Source organism: Streptomyces sp. NPDC049040 (assembly GCF_043197715.1).
Lineage (GTDB): Bacteria > Actinomycetota > Actinomycetes > Streptomycetales > Streptomycetaceae > Actinacidiphila.
Window position 1 is genome coordinate 345218 of the sequence record NZ_JBICTO010000002.1, and the last position, 16602, is coordinate 361819.

General features: G+C 72.2%; 10 protein-coding genes and 1 pseudogene. 7 read left to right on the top strand and 4 right to left on the bottom strand.

Annotated features, from left to right (window positions below):
* From ACGFMP_RS06400 to obgE, 6 genes and pseudogenes are all read left to right on the top strand, one after another.
* Positions 1-1005 (top strand): annotated as a pseudogene (locus ACGFMP_RS06400) (hypothetical protein); the annotation flags it as partial.
* 159 nt (positions 1006-1164) lie between these two features.
* Positions 1165-1929 carry a TIGR03936 family radical SAM-associated protein gene (locus tag ACGFMP_RS06405; RefSeq protein WP_393670653.1) on the top strand — a complete coding sequence of 255 codons (765 nt, stop codon included), beginning with the start codon at positions 1165-1167 and terminating at the stop codon, positions 1927-1929.
* Between the two features lie 216 nt (positions 1930-2145).
* Complete coding sequence (locus tag ACGFMP_RS06410) at positions 2146-6504, top strand: ribonuclease E/G (protein WP_393670655.1); 4359 nt, start codon at positions 2146-2148, stop codon at positions 6502-6504.
* A gap of 259 nt (positions 6505-6763) precedes the next feature.
* Entirely contained in the window at positions 6764-7087 is a 324-nt protein-coding gene (gene rplU / locus ACGFMP_RS06415; protein WP_033172875.1) for a 50S ribosomal protein L21, read from the top strand.
* A gap of 14 nt (positions 7088-7101) precedes the next feature.
* On the top strand, positions 7102-7356 hold the full coding sequence (gene rpmA, locus ACGFMP_RS06420) for a 50S ribosomal protein L27 (protein ID WP_393670656.1): 255 nt from the start codon (positions 7102-7104) through the stop codon (positions 7354-7356).
* A gap of 125 nt (positions 7357-7481) precedes the next feature.
* Positions 7482-8924: a GTPase ObgE gene (gene obgE, locus ACGFMP_RS06425; protein ID WP_393670658.1), complete on the top strand. Its 1443-nt coding sequence runs from the start codon at positions 7482-7484 to the stop codon at positions 8922-8924.
* A 113-nt stretch (positions 8925-9037) separates the two neighbouring features.
* Here the strand turns inward: obgE and ACGFMP_RS06430 are convergent, their stop codons facing one another.
* Both ACGFMP_RS06430 and ACGFMP_RS06435 read right to left on the bottom strand, forming a co-directional pair.
* The gene (locus tag ACGFMP_RS06430; RefSeq protein ID WP_393670659.1) at positions 9038-9439 is read right to left on the bottom strand and encodes a GtrA family protein; all 402 of its coding nucleotides are present in this window, start codon (positions 9437-9439) and stop codon (positions 9038-9040) included.
* Positions 9440-9447: 8 nt separating this feature from the next.
* Positions 9448-10470, bottom strand: a complete 1023-nt coding sequence (locus ACGFMP_RS06435; protein ID WP_393670661.1) for a glycosyltransferase family 2 protein — start codon at positions 10468-10470, stop codon at positions 9448-9450.
* Positions 10471-10806: 336 nt separating this feature from the next.
* Between ACGFMP_RS06435 and ACGFMP_RS06440 the strand changes: the two genes are divergently transcribed.
* A complete protein-coding gene (locus ACGFMP_RS06440) occupies positions 10807-12549 on the top strand; it encodes a stealth family protein (protein ID WP_393670663.1) in 1743 nt (580 codons plus the stop codon).
* 49 nt (positions 12550-12598) lie between these two features.
* Here ACGFMP_RS06440 and ACGFMP_RS06445 read toward each other — a convergent pair whose 3' ends face one another.
* Both ACGFMP_RS06445 and ACGFMP_RS06450 read right to left on the bottom strand, forming a co-directional pair.
* Complete coding sequence (locus ACGFMP_RS06445) at positions 12599-15421, bottom strand: stealth conserved region 3 domain-containing protein (RefSeq protein ID WP_393670665.1); 2823 nt, start codon at positions 15419-15421, stop codon at positions 12599-12601.
* Positions 15418-16410, bottom strand: a complete 993-nt coding sequence (locus tag ACGFMP_RS06450; protein ID WP_393670666.1) for a hypothetical protein — start codon at positions 16408-16410, stop codon at positions 15418-15420. Before ACGFMP_RS06450 ends, ACGFMP_RS06445 begins: the two co-directional genes overlap by 4 nt.
* Positions 16411-16602: the final 192 nt, after the last annotated feature.

Below are 16602 nucleotides of genomic sequence, written 5' to 3' on the forward strand. Positions count from 1 at the left end.
CTGGTGTGGGGGTGGCGGACGCTGGTGGTGCCGGCTGCGGTGGGGTTGTGGGCCGCGGTGGTCTTCGTGGTGCGCTACGGGGTGGTCGTGCCGGTCGTCTTCGTGGTGCGTTACCTGGTGGTGCTGCCGGTGGTGTTCGCGGTGCGCTACCTGCTGGTCGTGCCGCTGGGCTTCCTGTGGCGCCGCGTCGTCGTGCCGGTCGGCCGGAGGTTCGGCGCGGCGCTGGCCCTGGTGTGCCGGGCGGCGGCCTACGTGCTGCGGGGCGCGGGTCGCGCGCTGGCGTGGGGGTGGCGGGTGCTGGTCGTCGTGCCGCTGGTGTGGGGGTGGCGGACGCTGGTGGTGCCGGCTGCGGTGGGGTTGTGGGCCGCGGTGGTCTTCGTGGTGCGCTACGGGGTGGTCGTGCCGGTGGTCTTCGTGGTGCGTTACCTGGTGGTGCTGCCGGTGGTGTTCGCGGTGCGCTACCTGCTGGTCGTGCCGCTGGGCTTCCTGTGGCGCCGGGTCGTCGTGCCGGTGGCCCGGGAGATCGGGGTGGCGCTGGCCTTCGCCTGGCGGATGACGGCGTACGTGTCGCGGGCGGTCGGCCGCGGGCTGGCGTGGATGTGGCGGGTGCTGGTCGTCGTCCCGGTCGCCTGGACCTTCAGGGTCGCGGTCGTCATACCGGCGATGTGGGTCCGCAGCCGGATCGTGGCCCCCGCGCGGCGCGGCCTGCGTGCCGCGGGGCGCTGGTGCCGCCAGGCGGTCTGGCGGCCGATCGGCGAGGCGGTCAGTGAGGCCCGCAGGACCGTACGGCAGGCCCTGTTCGGCGCGCCGGCCGCCCCCGCGGAGCGGCCGGCGCCCCTTGAGTACCGCCCGGCGGTGACGTACGAACCCCCGGACGTCCGCGAAGGCGCGCACCCGGTGGAAGGGCGGCCCGCCACCGCGCTGCCCGACCCCCGCAGGGACTTCGGGCGCAAGGACCCGGGGCGCGGGGACGGCGGCGGGAGCACACCGCGCTCGCACCGCTGAGCGCCGGCTTGCGGGAGTTGTCCACAGGTGGGCGGACGTGCGGCCACGACGGTCCGCGGCTCGGCGTAACCTTGGAGGACGACGCACCCCCGATTCGCATGTAGGGACTGAACGACACTGGGCAAGCGACAGCCCGAAGGCCCGCCGCCCGCACCGACGGTGCAGCGCATTCGTTTGCGCTACACCAAGCGAGGCCGCCTCCGGTTCACCAGCCACCGCGATTTCCAGCGCGCCTTCGAGCGGGCCCTGCGCCGCGCCGAGGTGCCGATGGCGTATTCGGCCGGCTTCACGCCGCACCCCAAGGTGTCGTACGCCAATGCCGCGCCCACCGGTGTCGGCAGCGAGGCGGAGTATCTGGAGATCGGCCTGGCGCAGTTCCGCGACCCGGAACTGCTGCGGGCACTGCTGGACGAGTCGCTGCCCGCAGGACTCGATGTCATCGAGGCGGTCGAGGCCCGCACCTCGGGCCTGGTGGACCGCCTGGAGGCGTCGGTCTGGCAGCTCAGGCTCGACGGCGTCGAGCCCGCGCAGGCCCGGCGGGCGGTCGCGGCGTTCCTCGCCGCGGAGACCGTGGAAGTACAGCGCAGCACCAAGAACGGAATCCGTACCTTCGACTGCCGGGCCGCCGTCACGCGGTTCGAGGTCGTCGAGGAGTCCGGAGACCCCGACACGGCGCAGCAGGGTGCCGATAGGCCGCAGGACCGCGCCTGTGCGATACTGCGGCTGGTTGTGCGGCACCTGACACCTGCCGTGCGACCCGACGACGTACTGTCCGGCCTCCATGCGACGGCCGACCTCGCGCCGCCGGTCCCCGCAGCGGTGACCAGGCTGGCGCAGGGGCCGCTCGACGAGGACACCGGCACGGTCACCGACCCGCTCGCGCCAGATCGCGACGCCGTGGCGGTACCCGCCGGTTCCGCGTAGCCACGTCGTCACGCGTCGCCGACGCACCAGGGAGCCACCCGGGTCCGGCGCCGCAGACCACATGAGACTTTCGTCGGCCCCCACAGGGGCGGCCGACGAGCGACACAGCAGCTCCCGTGCGGCGCCCGCGCCCCGGAGGGCGGCCCCCGCGATCCAAGCGGCCTGCCCCCTCCACCCGGACGCGGCGCCCGGGAGCATGACGGGAGCACTGCCCGAATGCCCGACCAGACCGATCCTCAGTCCACCGCAGGCGACACCCCCGCGGAAGCCGCACCTCCGCGCCGCAGGCGCGCCGCGTCCCGCCCCGCAGGCCCCCCGGCCGGCGAGACGGACGGCACCGCAGGCGCGAGCGACGCGCCCGAGGCCGCCCCGGCCAGGCGCCGCACCCGCAAGGCCGCCGCCGCCGAGCCCGCTTCCCCCGACTCGGGTGACGCCCCCGAGGCCCCCGCCCGCCGCCGCGCGACCCGCAAGACGGCCGCGAGCAGCGAGGAGCCCGCCGCCGAGGCCGCGCCCGCCGAGGACGCCGCCCCTGCCCGCCCGCGCCGCCGCGCGACGCGCAAGGCGACGGCCCCCGCCGGAACACCCGAGTCCGGCGACGCCGTGACACCCGCCGCCGATGTACCGGCTGCTGCCGAGGAGCCCGCGGTTTCCGACGAGGCTCCCGTGCGTGCCCGTCGTCGTGCGACGCGCAAGGCGACGGCTCCCGCGGGTTCGCCTGCGGTGAGCGAGGCCGCCGAGCAGGCGCCGGCCGTTGCCGCGCCCGCTGCTGATGTACCCGTTGCCGAGGAGGCCGCCGTCTCGGACGCGGCTCCGGCGCGTGCCCGTCGTCGTGCGACGCGCAAGGCGACGGCTCCCGCGGGTTCGCCCGCCGTGACGGAAGAGGCGCCCGAGGCGCCTGCCGCGGAGGTGGCGGCTGCTGCCGAGGAGCCCGCGGCCTCCGAGGAGTCCACGCCGCGTGCCCGTCGTCGTGCGACGCGCAAGGCGACGGCTCCCGCGGGTTCGCCTGCGGTGAGCGAGGCCGCCGAGCAGGCGCCGGCCGTTGCCGCGCCCGCTGCTGATGCACCCGTTGCCGAGGAGGCCGCCGTCTCGGACGCGGCCCCGGCACGTGCCCGTCGTCGTGCGACCCGTAAGGCGACGGCTCCCGCCGGTTCGCCCGCCGTGACGGAAGAGGCGCCCGAGGCGCCTGCCGCGGAGGTGGCGGCCGCTCCCGAGGAGCCCGCGGCCTCCGAGGAGTCCACGTCGCGTGCCCGTCGTCGTGCGACGCGCAAGGCGACGGCTCCCGCCGGCGCGCCCGCGGTCGCCGAGGAGACCGGCGCCCCCGAGGCCCCCGCCGAGGAGGCCGCGCCCGCAGGGCGGGCCCGGCGGACCCGGAAGAAGGCGGCGCCCGCCGCGACCTTCTCCGCGCCCAGCGGCGACGGCTCTCGGCGGCTGAAGCCTGGTGCGCTCGCCCCCCAGCAGGCGTCCGCGGGCGACGCGGCCCCCGCCGCGGTTTCCAGCGCGTACACCGGCAAGGCCCTGCGCGACGGCGACGGCTGGGCCGTCGAGGTCGACGAGGCCTACGAGATCCGCGGCTACGGCGCCACGCCCGAGGCCGCCGCCGCGCAGGCGGTGACCGCACTGGCCGACGCCTTCGGCATCCCCGCCGAGTCCGTGACGCTCGACGTGAGGACCGAGGAAGCGCCCTCCCGCGGCCGCCGCCGCGCCGCACAGCCGCCGACCGCGGTCTTCCAGCCGCCGGTCTTCAGCGCGTCCGGCGCCGCTCCCGCGGCGGCCGAGGAGACGGAAGCGGAGCCCGAGGCCGAACCCGAGGCCGAGGAGCACGAGGCCGGCGGCCCGCGCCGTCGCCGCCGCCGCAGGGGCGGCTCCGCGGTGGAGGCCGAGCCCGAGGCCGCGCACGGTGCCGAGAGCGCCGAGCGGCACACCGCGGAGAGCGCCGAGGCCGAGGCCGAGGAGGGCGACTCCGAGGACGGCGAGGGCGACGCCGACGGCGAGGACCGCCCGTCGTCCCGGCGCCGCCGCCGCGGTGGCCGCCGCCGTCGCCGCGGCGAGTCCGCGGAGCACGACGACACCGCGTCCGGTGAGGACGAGGACGAGGACGAGTCGCAGGACGGCGACGAGGCCGAATCCGCCGACGAGCACGACGAGGACCACCCGCAGGGGGGCGGGTCGGGCGGCAGCACCAGCAGCCGTCGCCGGCGCCGTCGCCGTCGCCGCGGTGGCGACTCCGGCGCGGACGACTCGAACGGCCACGACGGGGACGACGACCCGGAGCGTACGGTCGTCAAGGTCCGCGAGCCGCGGCAGAGCCAGGAACCGCTCGGCACCGGTGCCGACCAGGTGCAGTCCATCAAGGGCTCCACCCGCCTCGAGGCCAAGAAGCAGCGCCGCCGCGAAGGCCGCGAGCAGGGCCGCCGCCGGGTGCCGATCATCACCGAGGCCGAGTTCCTGGCCCGCCGCGAGGCGGTCGAGCGCGTCATGGTGGTGCGGCAGAACGGCGAGCGCACCCAGATCGGCGTGCTGGAGGACAACGTCCTCGTCGAGCACTACGTCAACAAGGAGCAGGCCACCAGCTACGTCGGCAACGTCTACCTGGGCAAGGTCCAGAACGTGCTGCCGTCGATGGAGGCCGCCTTCGTCGACATCGGCAAGGGCCGCAACGCGGTGCTCTACGCCGGTGAGGTCAACTTCGAGGCGCTCGGCCTGTCCGGCGGCCCGCGCCGGATCGAGTCCGCGCTGAAGTCGGGCCAGCCGGTGCTGGTCCAGGTCACCAAGGACCCGATCGGCCACAAGGGCGCCCGGCTCACCAGCCAGGTCAGCCTGCCCGGCCGCTACCTGGTCTACGTGCCCGAGGGCTCGATGACCGGCATCAGCCGCAAGCTGCCCGACACCGAGCGCGCCCGGCTCAAGGCGATCCTGAAGAAGATCGTCCCCGAGGACGCCGGTGTCATCGTGCGCACCGCCGCGGAGGGCGCGAGCGAGGACGAGCTGCGCCGCGACGTCGAGCGCCTCCAGGCGCAGTGGGACGACATCCAGCGCAAGGCGAAGAACGGCGGCGGCTCCAACGCGCCGACCCTGCTCTACGGCGAGCCGGACATGACCGTCCGGGTGGTCAGGGACATCTTCAACGAGGACTTCTCCAAGGTCATCGTCAGCGGTGACGAGGCGTGGGGCACCATCCACGACTACGTCACCCACGTGGCGCCCGACCTGGCGGAGCGGTTGTCCCGCTGGACGTCGGAGGTGGACGTCTTCGCGACGTACCGCATCGACGAGCAGCTGCTCAAGGCGCTGGACCGCAAGGTGTGGCTGCCGTCCGGCGGTTCGCTGGTGATCGACAAGACCGAGGCGATGGTCGTGGTCGACGTCAACACCGGCAAGTTCACCGGGCAGGGCGGCAACCTGGAGGAGACCGTCACCCGCAACAACCTGGAGGCGGCCGAGGAGATCGTCCGGCAGCTGCGGCTGCGGGACCTCGGCGGCATCGTGGTCGTCGACTTCATCGACATGGTCCTGGAGTCCAACCGCGACCTGGTGATGCGCCGGCTGCTGGAATGCCTCGGCCGGGACCGCACCAAGCACCAGGTGGCGGAAGTCACCTCGCTCGGCCTGGTCCAGATGACCCGCAAGCGGGTCGGCCAGGGCCTGCTGGAGTCCTTCTCCGAGACCTGCGTGCACTGCAACGGGCGCGGCGTCATCGTCCACATGGACCAGGCGACCACCACCGGCGGTGGCGGCGGCAAGCGCAAGCGGCGCGGCGGCAAGGCCGGCGTCGGTGCCGGTGAGGGCCACGAGCACATCGCCGAGACCGATGCCGAGGCAGAGGTCGACGAGGCCGAGGAGCTGCCCGAGCTGGAGCCGATCGAGGTCGGCGAGTCCGACCTGGTCCCGGCGGTCGGCGACCCCGAGGAGGAGTGGTTCGGCAGCGCCGCTGAGGCGGAGGCCGCCGCGAGCTCGTCCAGGGGCCGCAACCGGCGCCGGGGCGCACGCAAGGCGACCGCGCCCGCGGGTGCGCCCGCCGCGGCGGCCGGCGACGCCGAGCAGGCCTTCGTCGTGGTGCCGGTGAGCGAGCCCGACGTCGAGCCGGTGGCGGTACTGCCCGAGGCGCCCGAGGTCTCCACGGAGCCGCCGGCCCGCACGCGGCGCCGCGCGACCCGCAAGGCCACCGCTCCTGCGGGCTCGCCCGCCACGGGCGACGACACGGCCGTCGTGGTGGTCGCCGCCGAGGCGCCGGCCGCTGCGGTGGCGGCGCTGCCGGAGCCCGAGGTCTCGACCGAGCCGCCGGCCCGTACGCGGCGCCGCGCGACCCGCAAGGTGGCCGCTCCCGCGGGTTCGCCCGCGACGGGTGAGGACACGGAGATCGTGGTGGCCGCGGCCGTCGAGGCCGGGTCCGCGGACGCGGCGGAGGTCGAGGTCGAGGTCGAGGCCGAGCCGAAGAAGCGGGCGGCCCGCAAGGCTCCCGCGAAGAAGGCGGCGGCCAAGAAGACGGCGAAGAAGGCCGCGGCGAAGAAGACGACGACCAAGAAGGCCGCGGTGAAGAAGGCCCCGGCCAAGAAGGCCGCGACCTCCGCGGAGTAGTCCCGTCCCGAGTCCCCGCGGCCGCACCGGCCGCGGGGACTCGCGCCTTCGGCCCGCCGCATGTCGGGCCGGGCCGGGGGCCCTCAGGGGCCGCCCAGGGCGATTTGACCGGGCCGAGGGCACTACGTAAAGTTGAGCTTCGGCGTTTCTGCGCCCATCTCCTGAGCACGTTCCTCCCGGTCAGTCCGGGAGAGGCCCCCCGGTCACGACAGGGACGGCTGGCATCAGGGGTCCGAATCGAGCAGAGAGTGAGTTCAGCGTGTACGCGATCGTGCGTAGCGGTGGCCGCCAGCACAAGGTGGCCGTCGGCGACATCGTCGAGGTCGACAAGATTCCCACCGGCAAGGTCGGCGACGCCGTCGAGCTCTCGACGCTGCTCGTGGTGGACGGCGAAGCCGTCACCAGCGACCCGTGGGTGCTGGCCGGGATCAAGGTCGAGGCCGAGATCGTCGACCACCACAAGGGCCAGAAGATCGACATCCTGCGTTACAAGAACAAGACCGGTTACCGCCGTCGCCAGGGTCACCGCCAGCAGTACACGGCGCTGAAGATCACTGGCATCCCCGCCGCGGCTGCGAAGTAAGGGACTGAGGAGAGATGGCACACAAGAAGGGCGCATCGTCCACCCGGAACGGTCGCGACTCCAACGCTCAGCGGCTCGGCGTCAAGCGCTTCGGCGGCCAGGTCGTCAACGCCGGTGAGATCATCGTCCGCCAGCGCGGCACGCACTTCCACCCCGGTTCGGGCGTCGGCATCGGCAAGGACGACACGCTGTTCGCGCTGTCCGCCGGTTCTGTCGAGTTCGGCACGAAGCGGGGCCGCCGCGTCGTGAACATCGTTCCGGCTGCCTGAAGGGCACGCTGAGGGCTTTTCCGAGGGCGGACCCGCTTCCCGGTACACGGGAAGGGGGGCCGCCCTCGGCGCGTTATGACTGCGCGTGGATGCGCGCAGACCCGTATGTATCTGGAGGAAACGCCATGACCACCTTCGTGGACCGCGTCGAGCTGCATGTCGCCGCGGGTAACGGGGGCCACGGCTGCGCCTCCGTGCACCGGGAGAAGTTCAAGCCGCTGGGCGGCCCCGACGGCGGCAACGGCGGCCGCGGCGGCGACGTGGTCCTGGTGGTCGAGCAGGACGTCACGACGCTGCTCGACTACCACCACAGCCCGCACCGCAAGGCCACCAACGGCAAGCCGGGGGAGGGCGGCAACCGGTCGGGCAAGGACGGCACGGACCTGGTGCTGCCGGTGCCCGACGGCACGGTCGTCATGGACAAGCAGGGCAACGTGCTGGCCGACCTGGTCGGCCAGGGCACCACGTACGTCGCGGGGCAGGGCGGCCGCGGCGGCCTGGGCAACGCGGCGCTGGCCTCGGCCCGCCGCAAGGCACCTGGCTTCGCGCTGCTCGGCGAGCCGGGCATCGCGCGGGACGTGGTGCTGGAGCTCAAGACGGTCGCGGACGTGGCGCTGGTGGGTTACCCCAGCGCCGGCAAGTCCTCGCTGATCTCGGTGCTGTCGGCGGCCAAGCCGAAGATCGCGGACTATCCCTTCACCACCCTGGTGCCCAACCTCGGTGTGGTGACCGCGGGTTCCACCGTCTACACGATCGCGGACGTGCCAGGGCTGATCCCGGGTGCCAGCGAGGGGCGCGGCCTGGGCCTGGAGTTCCTGCGGCACGTCGAGCGCTGCTCGGTGCTGGTGCACGTGCTGGACACCGCGACGCTGGAGTCCGACCGCGACCCGGCCACCGACCTCGACGTCATCGAGGCGGAGCTGCGCGCCTACGGCGCCGGTCTCGAGGACCGGCCGCGGATCGTCGTGCTCAACAAGATCGACGTGCCCGACGGGCGCGACCTGGCCGAGATCATCAGGCCCGACCTCGAGTCCCGCGGCTACCAGGTCTTCGAGGTCTCCGCGGTCTCCCACGAGGGCCTCAGGGAACTGTCCTACGCCCTCGCCAAGATCGTCGCCGACACGCGTGCCGCCCAGCCGGCCCAGGAGTCCACCCGCGTCGTCATCCGCCCGCAGGCGGTCGACGACGCCGGCTTCACCGTCACCGCCGAGGAGGACGACCTCTTCCGGGTGCGCGGCGAGAAGCCGGAACGCTGGGTGCGGCAGACCGACTTCAGCAACGACGAGGCCGTCGGCTACCTCGCCGACCGCCTCAACCGCCTCGGTGTCGAGGCCGAACTCCTCAAGGCCGGCGCCAAGCCGGGCGACGGTGTCGCCATCGGCGCGGACGACGACGCGGTCGTCTTCGACTGGGAGCCGACCATGGCCGCCGGCGCCGAGATGCTCGGCCGCCGCGGCGAGGACCACCGCTTCGACGCCCCCCGCGCGGCCGTCACCCGGCGCCGCGACAAGCAGGCCGAGCGCGACGAGGCCGAGGAGGCCTACCGGGGCTTCGACCCCTTCGAGTGAGCCGCGGCTTCAGTGGACCGGCGGGTGCCGGTCCGCTGAAGCCACCGCGCCGCGGACCGGCGGGTGCCGGTCCGCGGCGCGCGGGGTCGCGGGGTTGTACCCGGCCGGGTCGTTCAGAAGGCCGTGGCGGCCGGCGTGTCCTTGGTCAGGATGCGGCGGGACAGGACGTACGTGAACGGGATCGCGGCGGCCGCGGCGACCAGCGGGGCGATCTTGTCGTTCATGCCCGCCCACTCCACGAACGCGTAGACGCCGATGCTGGTCACCACGTAGTTCGTGATGTTGGTCAGCGGGAAGAGAAAGAACTTCTTCCACGTCGGGCGGGTGCGATAGGTGAAGTACGTGTTGAGGAAGAACGACCCGATCATGCTCAGCACGAACGCCAGCGAATACGCGGCGAAATACGGCATCAGCGGATGCAGTGCCAGATAGAAACCGTAGAAGGTCGCGGTGTTGACCCCGCCGACCAGCGCGAAGCGGACGATCTGGAGCAGCTGGGGGGAGAGCCTGGGCATGCTCGAGCTCACCGGATCTCCGACCAGTCCTGCTCGGCACGCGGCTGGGCCTGCGCGGTCCGCACCTCGCCGGCCGGCGCCCCCGCCTGGTCGCCGACCCGGAAGGCGCGCGGCGCGTTCGTCTCCTTGACCAGGAAGTGCGGGCGGCGCTTCGTCTCGTAGTAGATACGGCCGATGTACTCGCCGATGAGCCCCAGCATCATCATCTGCAGGCCGCCGAGGCCGGTGATAGCGATGAGCAGGGTGACGTAACCCGGCGCGCTGGGGCCCTGGATGATCGCCATGATGGTGATCACCGCCGCGTAGACCGCGGCGAGGCCGGCGAGCCCGAGACCGGCGTAGATCGCCAGCCGCAGCGGGCGGTTGTTGAACGAGATTAGCCCGTCCATGCCGTAGTTGATCAGCGCCCCGAAGCGCCACTTCGTCTCGCCTGCCTCGCGCGCCGCGTTGCGGTAGTCGAAGGTGACGGTGTCGAAGCCGATCCAGGAGAACAGGCCCTTGGAGAAGCGGTTGTACTCCGGCATCGACAGCAGCGCGTCGACCGCGGGGCGCGACAGCAGCCGGAAGTCGCCGACGCCGTCGGTGAGCTCGACGTCCACCCACTTGTTGATCATCCGGTAGTAGAGGCTGCTGACCGCGCTGCGCAGCTTCTTGTCGCCCTCGCGGGTGCGCCGGGCGATCACCTGGTCGTGGCCCAGGTGGTAGAGCTCCAGCATCCGGGCGATCAGCTCCGGCGGGTGCTGGAGGTCCGCGTCCATGAGGACGACCGCGTCGCCCGTGGCCTCCCGCAGGCCGGCCAGCATGCCGGCCTCCTTGCCGAAGTTCCGGCTGAACGAGACATAGCGCGTGCTGCCCTGGTTGTTCTTGGCGAGCACCCGAAGCCGTTCGAGGGTCCCGTCCTTGCTGCCGTCATCGACATAACACAGCTCGTAGTCGATGGCGAGCGTGTCCAGGGTCTCCCTGATCCGCAGATCGAAGAGCTCGATGACGGCTTCTTCGTTGTAACAGGGAACTACGATCGACAGTCGCATGAAGGTCACTTTCGGCGCCGTGCGTCAAATACGCGGTGCGGCGGCTGGAAACCGAGCCGCATATGTGAGCGTCAGTGTAGGCGGGGGTCCTGCGCTTCGGTGAGTGTGCGCTATGAGGTCGGCGAACGTTCAGCAAGCTGTCCGAATGGTAGTGCCAAGAATTCACCGCGCAAGGGGAACCGGAACGGTCTCCCGGTGATCGCAACCGGCCCAAATGGACCGCATGGGGACGCCGGACGAACGCAAGGCATACTGGGGATGTCGGCCTCGATGGCTGCGTTTGGTCCGCCGGACGGCCTCCCACCGGGGCCGTCGTTCGATGAGGAGTCGCCCGCCGTGCGTAATCCCGAGGCACCCCGGCTGCTGGGGGTCTACCGACGAGCCGTGCCGGAGAGCGCCCGCAAGGCCATCGCCGCCCGCGTCGACTCGGATCTGCGCAAGCAGGTGAAACTCAGGATCGCCGGAGCCACCGCTGCCGCCGAGCGGGTCCGCGCCGCCCGGGTCGGCAAGCGCCACCAGGCCCTGCTCGACCGCCCCGACCGCCGGGTGCTGACCGTCGGCAGGGAGCCCAAGGTCGCACTGGTGATCCCGGGGGTGACCCCGCTGGCGGCCCGCCGGGCCAACCTGGACGCCGTGCTCGACTGCCTGGAGGCGGCCGGCCTGAACCACTTCTGCGTACGCGGCCGGTCGGAGACCGCCGCGGCCGTCGCCGTCAGGGAAGCCGACCGCAAGGCGGTGCTCGCCGCGCTGACCGCGCTGTGCGCCGAGGAGCCCGGCTACGTGACGCCGGTCTCCGGCAACAGCCCGGTGCCCGAGGAGTCGCTGCCCGGATACGAGCCCGCGGCCTGGCGCAAGGTCGCCGACGCGGGCGTCTTCCGGCTGACCTGGTACCGCAGCGACGAGCACGGCCGGCTGGCGCTCGGTACGCGCTACGGCTGCGACATCGAGTTCTGGGCAGAGGAGGACGGCCGGCTGGTCGCGCCGCGGCCCGGCAAGCTCGCCGAGGACATCCCTGCCGACTCCGAGCCGGTGCACGCCGCCGAGGCGTACTTCACCGACCTGGCACCGCGCGACACCGGCGCGGGCCCGCTCCACGAGGTGCCCACCCGCGAGCACTTCGCGATCCACCCCACCGGCGAGGTCCGCTTCCCCGTGGACGTCGTCTACACCTGGGTGGACGGCGCCGACCCCGCCTGGCTGCGCCGCCGCGCGGAGTTCTCCGGCGAGGGCTACCACGAGGAGGCCGCCAACGCGGCCCGCTACCTCAGCCGCGACGAGCTGCGCTACTCGCTGCGCTCGCTGCACATGTACGCGCCCTGGGTCCGGAAGGTCTTCCTGGTCACCGACGACCAGACGCCGTCCTGGCTGGACAGCGCGCACCCCGACATCCAGGTGGTCAGCCACCGGGAGATCTTCCGCTCGGCCGCCTCGCTGCCGACCTTCAACTCGCACGCCATCGAGAGCCAGCTGCACCACATAGAAGGCCTGTCCGAGCACTTCCTCTACTTCAACGACGACGTGCTGCTGGGCAACGAGGTCACTCCGCAGGACTTCTTCCTCGCCAACGGCCTGACCAAGTTCTTCCCCTCGCCCGCCCTGGTCCCGCTGGGCCGTCGCACCGCGGACGACCCGCCGGTGGCGGCGGCGGGCAAGAACAACAGGCGGCTCATCGAGGAGCGCTACGGCTCGGTGCTGGTGCAGAAGATGAAGCACATGCCGCACCCGCTGCGGCGCAGCGTGCTCGCCGAGATCGAGGCGGAGTTCGCGGAGGAGTACCGGCGCACCGAGTCCAGCCACTTCCGCAGCATCGACGACATCTCCATCGCGTCCTCGCTGCACCACTACTACGCGTTCGCCACCCGCCGGGCCGTGCCGTCTGAGCTGCCCTACACGTACATCGACCTGACCCACCCGTGGACCGAGACCCGGCTCGGCAGGCTGCTGGCCCGCCGCGACAAGACGGTGTTCTGCGTGAACGACACGGTGTCCACCGGCGAGGACGTCACGGAGCAGAAGGACCTGATCACGCCGTTCCTCGAGGCGTACTTCCCGGTGCCGGGACCCTTCGAGAAGAAGTAGGCCCGGCACCGGGCAGCCGCCCGGTACCGGGCCACGGCCCGCCCGGTGGTCAGTCCCGCTCGAAGCGGGACTTCACCGGGTAGTAGGCGTTGAGGAAGGCGTGCATCACCCGTGCCTGCTCCTCCGCGGGCACCTCCGCGTCCGGCGACTCCCCGATGCAGAAGACGTCGTAGTTGCGGGACGCCAGCAGGCGGCCGAGCACCGAGTGGTGGTCGTAGTCGCCGGCGTTGACGTAGCTGCACGAGATCGTGCCGGGCACGGAACGGCCGGTGAGGTAGCCGTAGTGGTGGTGCAGCGACGAGGTGATCGACAGGTCGGTGTTGCCCCGGAAGGGGTTGGCCGCGGTCCTCGACACCTCGTCGGGGAACTTCTCCGCGATCTCCGAGAGCACGCTGCGGCGCAGCGGGTGCGGCGCGTGCAGGAAGCTCTGGGTGGCGGTCCGCCCGAAGGTGTCCTCCAGCAGCTTGCGGTTGTTCTTCGCCGCGGCGAAGTAGCCCTCGTCGTCGTCCGAGGGCGGCGTCGGCGGAACCGCGACCGGCGACCTGAAGAACTTCGCTATGCCGTTGCTCAGGAAGAACAGCTCGGGCGACAGCGGCCGGCCGATGAAGAAGTCGTCGTTGAGGTAGAGGAAGTGCTCGGACAGGCCCTCTATCCGGTGGACCTGGCTCTCGATGGCGTGCGAGTTGAAGGTCGGCAGGCTGTCCGGGTCGGCGAAGATCTCCCGGTGGCTGACCACCTTCACGTCGGGGCAGGCGGTGTCGAGCCAGGCCGGGACCTGGTCGTCGGTCACCAGGTAGACGTTGCGTACCCAGGGCGCGTACATCTCCAGCGAGCGCAGCGAGTAGCGCAGCTCGTCGCGGTTGCGGAACCTGACGTCGCCGTTGTCGGCGTCGGTGTTCTCCGCGACGGCCATGCCGCGCTCGCGGCGCACCGCGTTGCGGCGCTCCTGCCAGGCCCTGTCGTCGCCGTCCACCCAGGTGTAGACGACGTCTATCGGATAGTCGACGTCCCACATGAGCTGCTTGGTGAAGTGCGCAAGCGTCGGGTAGTCCCGGTTGCCCACCCGCAGCTTCGCGGTCGGGGCGAGCGACGGCAGCCGGCGGCCGAGCAGGGTCGCGGCCCGCGGCGTGGAGCGCCAGCCGTCCTCCTCGTCGACGGCCCAGAACTCCACGCTGCAGCCGTAGGCGGGCCCGTAGCGCAGGGTCCTGCTGCCGGTGGTCACGGGCTTGAACATCCGCAGCCCGGCGACCTCGCCCACGTCCCGCAGGCGTTCCGCGAGCACCGCGCCGGGGGCGGCGCCGCGCGGGGTGATCAGCTCGGCGTAGACCGGCTTGCCGTGCAGCGCGGTGGCCATCGCGTCGAGCACCCTGGTCCGGTCCTCGACGGCCACGGCGATCCGGTGCTGCGCCCCCTCGGCGCGCAGCAGGATGTACGGGATCCCGGCGTCCTCCAGGACCTTGGCGCTGATCTCCAGGTTGGTCGCGAGCATCTGCGGGCCGTTGATGTCGTCGCGGACCTCGGCCAGCCGTCCCGCGGAACGCACCAGCGTCCGGTCCTGGGCCTGGATCATCACCTCCCGGGCCTTCTGCTCGTCCGCGGAGTTCGCCAGCGGCGAGACGGGCGCGGCGACGGTGAAGTTGCGGGTGCCGCCGGCCGCGACCCGCAGCGCGGTGCGGTCGGCGCGCCCGCCCAGGCGCTTCGGGTCGTCGCGCCCGGCCACCAGGCGGGTGAACAGCTCTTCCCAGCGGGCGGTGATCTGCTCGCCGTTGAAGCGCTCGTAGACGCCTTCGCGGGCGGCCTTGCCGAAGGCGTGCCTGGTCTCCTCGTCCCCGATGAGCCGGGCCATCGCCGCTGCCAGCAGCTCGACGTCGCCGGGCGGCACCAGCAGCCCGTCCACGTCGTGCCTGATGATCTCCGCGGGGCCGGTGACGATGTCGTAGGCCACCACCGGCACACCGGCGGCGAACATCTCCAGCAGCACCAGCGGGAAGGCCTCGTTGCGCGACGGGAGCAGGCACAGTCCCGCCTTGGCCCACTCCTCCTCCATCTGCTGGGAGCGGCCCACCAGTTCGACCCGCATGTGCAGGCCGAAGCCCTCGACGAGCTGGCGCAGCCGCACCTCCTGCGGGCCGTCGCCGAAGATCCGCAGCTTCCAGTCGGGGAAGTCGCCCGCGATGCGCTGGAAGGCCTGGATGGCGTGGTCGAGCTGCTTTTCCGGGGTCATACGGGCGGCGAGCACGATGACCTTGTTCTGCAGGTCGGAGCGCGGCCGGTAGCCGTCGGACACGGCGTTGGGGATGGTGACAAGCTCGGGCGCGGCGTCGCCGAGCGAGTCGGCGAACCAGTCGTTGGTGCGCTCGGTCAGCGAGACCAGCGCGTCGATCCGCGGGCCGTAGACCAGCAGCGGCTCACCCGAGACACCCCGCAGCTGGGAGGCGCGGTGCTCCTCGTGCACGGTCACCACGCGGGCCGGGGCCAGTTCGGCGGCGGCGGCCATCAATGCCGGGGTGGTGGTGACCAGCACGTCGCAGTCGAGGGCCGGCAGCGCGGCGGCCATCTCGACGTCGGACAGCTGGTCGAAGGTGTTCTCCCAGACCGGCTTGATCAGTTCGCTGGGCAGCGACTCGAGGGTCCTGCACGCCTTCTCGTCCAGCGCGCTCTGGCGCACGGGCCGGCCGTAGCCACCGGTCCTGTCCACCAGGTAGCGCCTCTTTATCTGCTGCGCGGCCGCGAAGAACGGCTCCCGCCGGGTCTTGAAGACGCTGAGTACTTCGACGTCGTGCCGGGCGGACAGATGTATCGCCTGGGTGTAGGCGGCCATTTCTGTGCCGCCCATCTCGTCGCCCCAGGTGAGCAGAAATGTGATCTTCATGCGTCCTCGTTGGTTCCGATAGCCGCGCAGGCCACCGCAAGGGCTCCGGCAGGCGTCAGGTAGGCGTGCACGCGCATCAGGAAGCCGTCCTCGAGCGAGATGATGCGGAAGGGAGTCCGGAACACCTGCTTCGGGTGGCGCACCTGGGTCAGTCGTTTGGCGACCTTCAACTTGGTACGTCCCGCGCGCAGCTGGACGTCCCAGGTGCGCTGGACGCCCGAGCCGCCGGCCATGTTCCGCAGCGGCAGGTCGAAGGTGAAGGCGTCGCCGTCCCAGTCGAGCCCGACCGGCAGGGACTTGCTGGTGCCCCTGCGGACCACCTCCGCGGTGTACTGCTCGTGCGGGTGGCGGGCGGCCAGCAGCCGGCCGCGCACCGTCACCCGGTCCCAGCGCAGGTCGAAGCCGGTCAGATCCGCCTGGTGGGCGGGTGCCGTGACCTTGAGCATGGCGCGGCCGTCCACCGAGCGCACCGCCCGGAAGACGGCGCCGCTGGACTCGGACGGCGAGGTGGGGAGCATCGGGCCGTCGACCGAGGTGAAGGCCGGCGCGGACAGGTCGACCCTGGTCTCGCGACCGCCCTCGTCGGTGACGACGACGCAGAAGCGCCAGACGCCGGCGCTGAGCAGCAGGCCGCGCGCCGTGTCGTCGTCGCTTTCCGCGTAGCGCAGCGGCACCGTGGCGGTCAGCAGCAGGGAACCCGCCGACTGCGGCTCCACGTCGAGGTCGACGCTGACCCGGCGGCTGCCGTGGGTCAGTTCCAGACGCGCCGCGGCGGGGTCCGAGGCGTGCCGGGAGACCGGGACCGCCAGGTTCAGCGTGCGGCCGCCGAGTACCGAAAGGTGGACCGGCGCGACGGCCGGCCGCGGTCTGACACCCGTACCGAGTGCGGGCACGGTGTTCATCCGCTCGACTTTGCGGCGCACCCGTACCGCCATGGTGCGGGCGCGCTTTGCCGCGCCCACCGCGTAGGGCAGGAGCGATTCACTCACGGCGCACGTGTCTCCCGTTCTCATCCGTCGGCCAGCGCATCGTGTCAAGGATGCCAAAGATCAGCAAGTTGGCCGAATGTTGCTATTCCTGTTCACGGCAATTCACCTGGGGGTCAATCGAGTCTGTGACATGGATCACCGCTTCCGCTGAAACCCATGGCTTGACCGATCGCTCTTGTGAGCCGAGCGGTG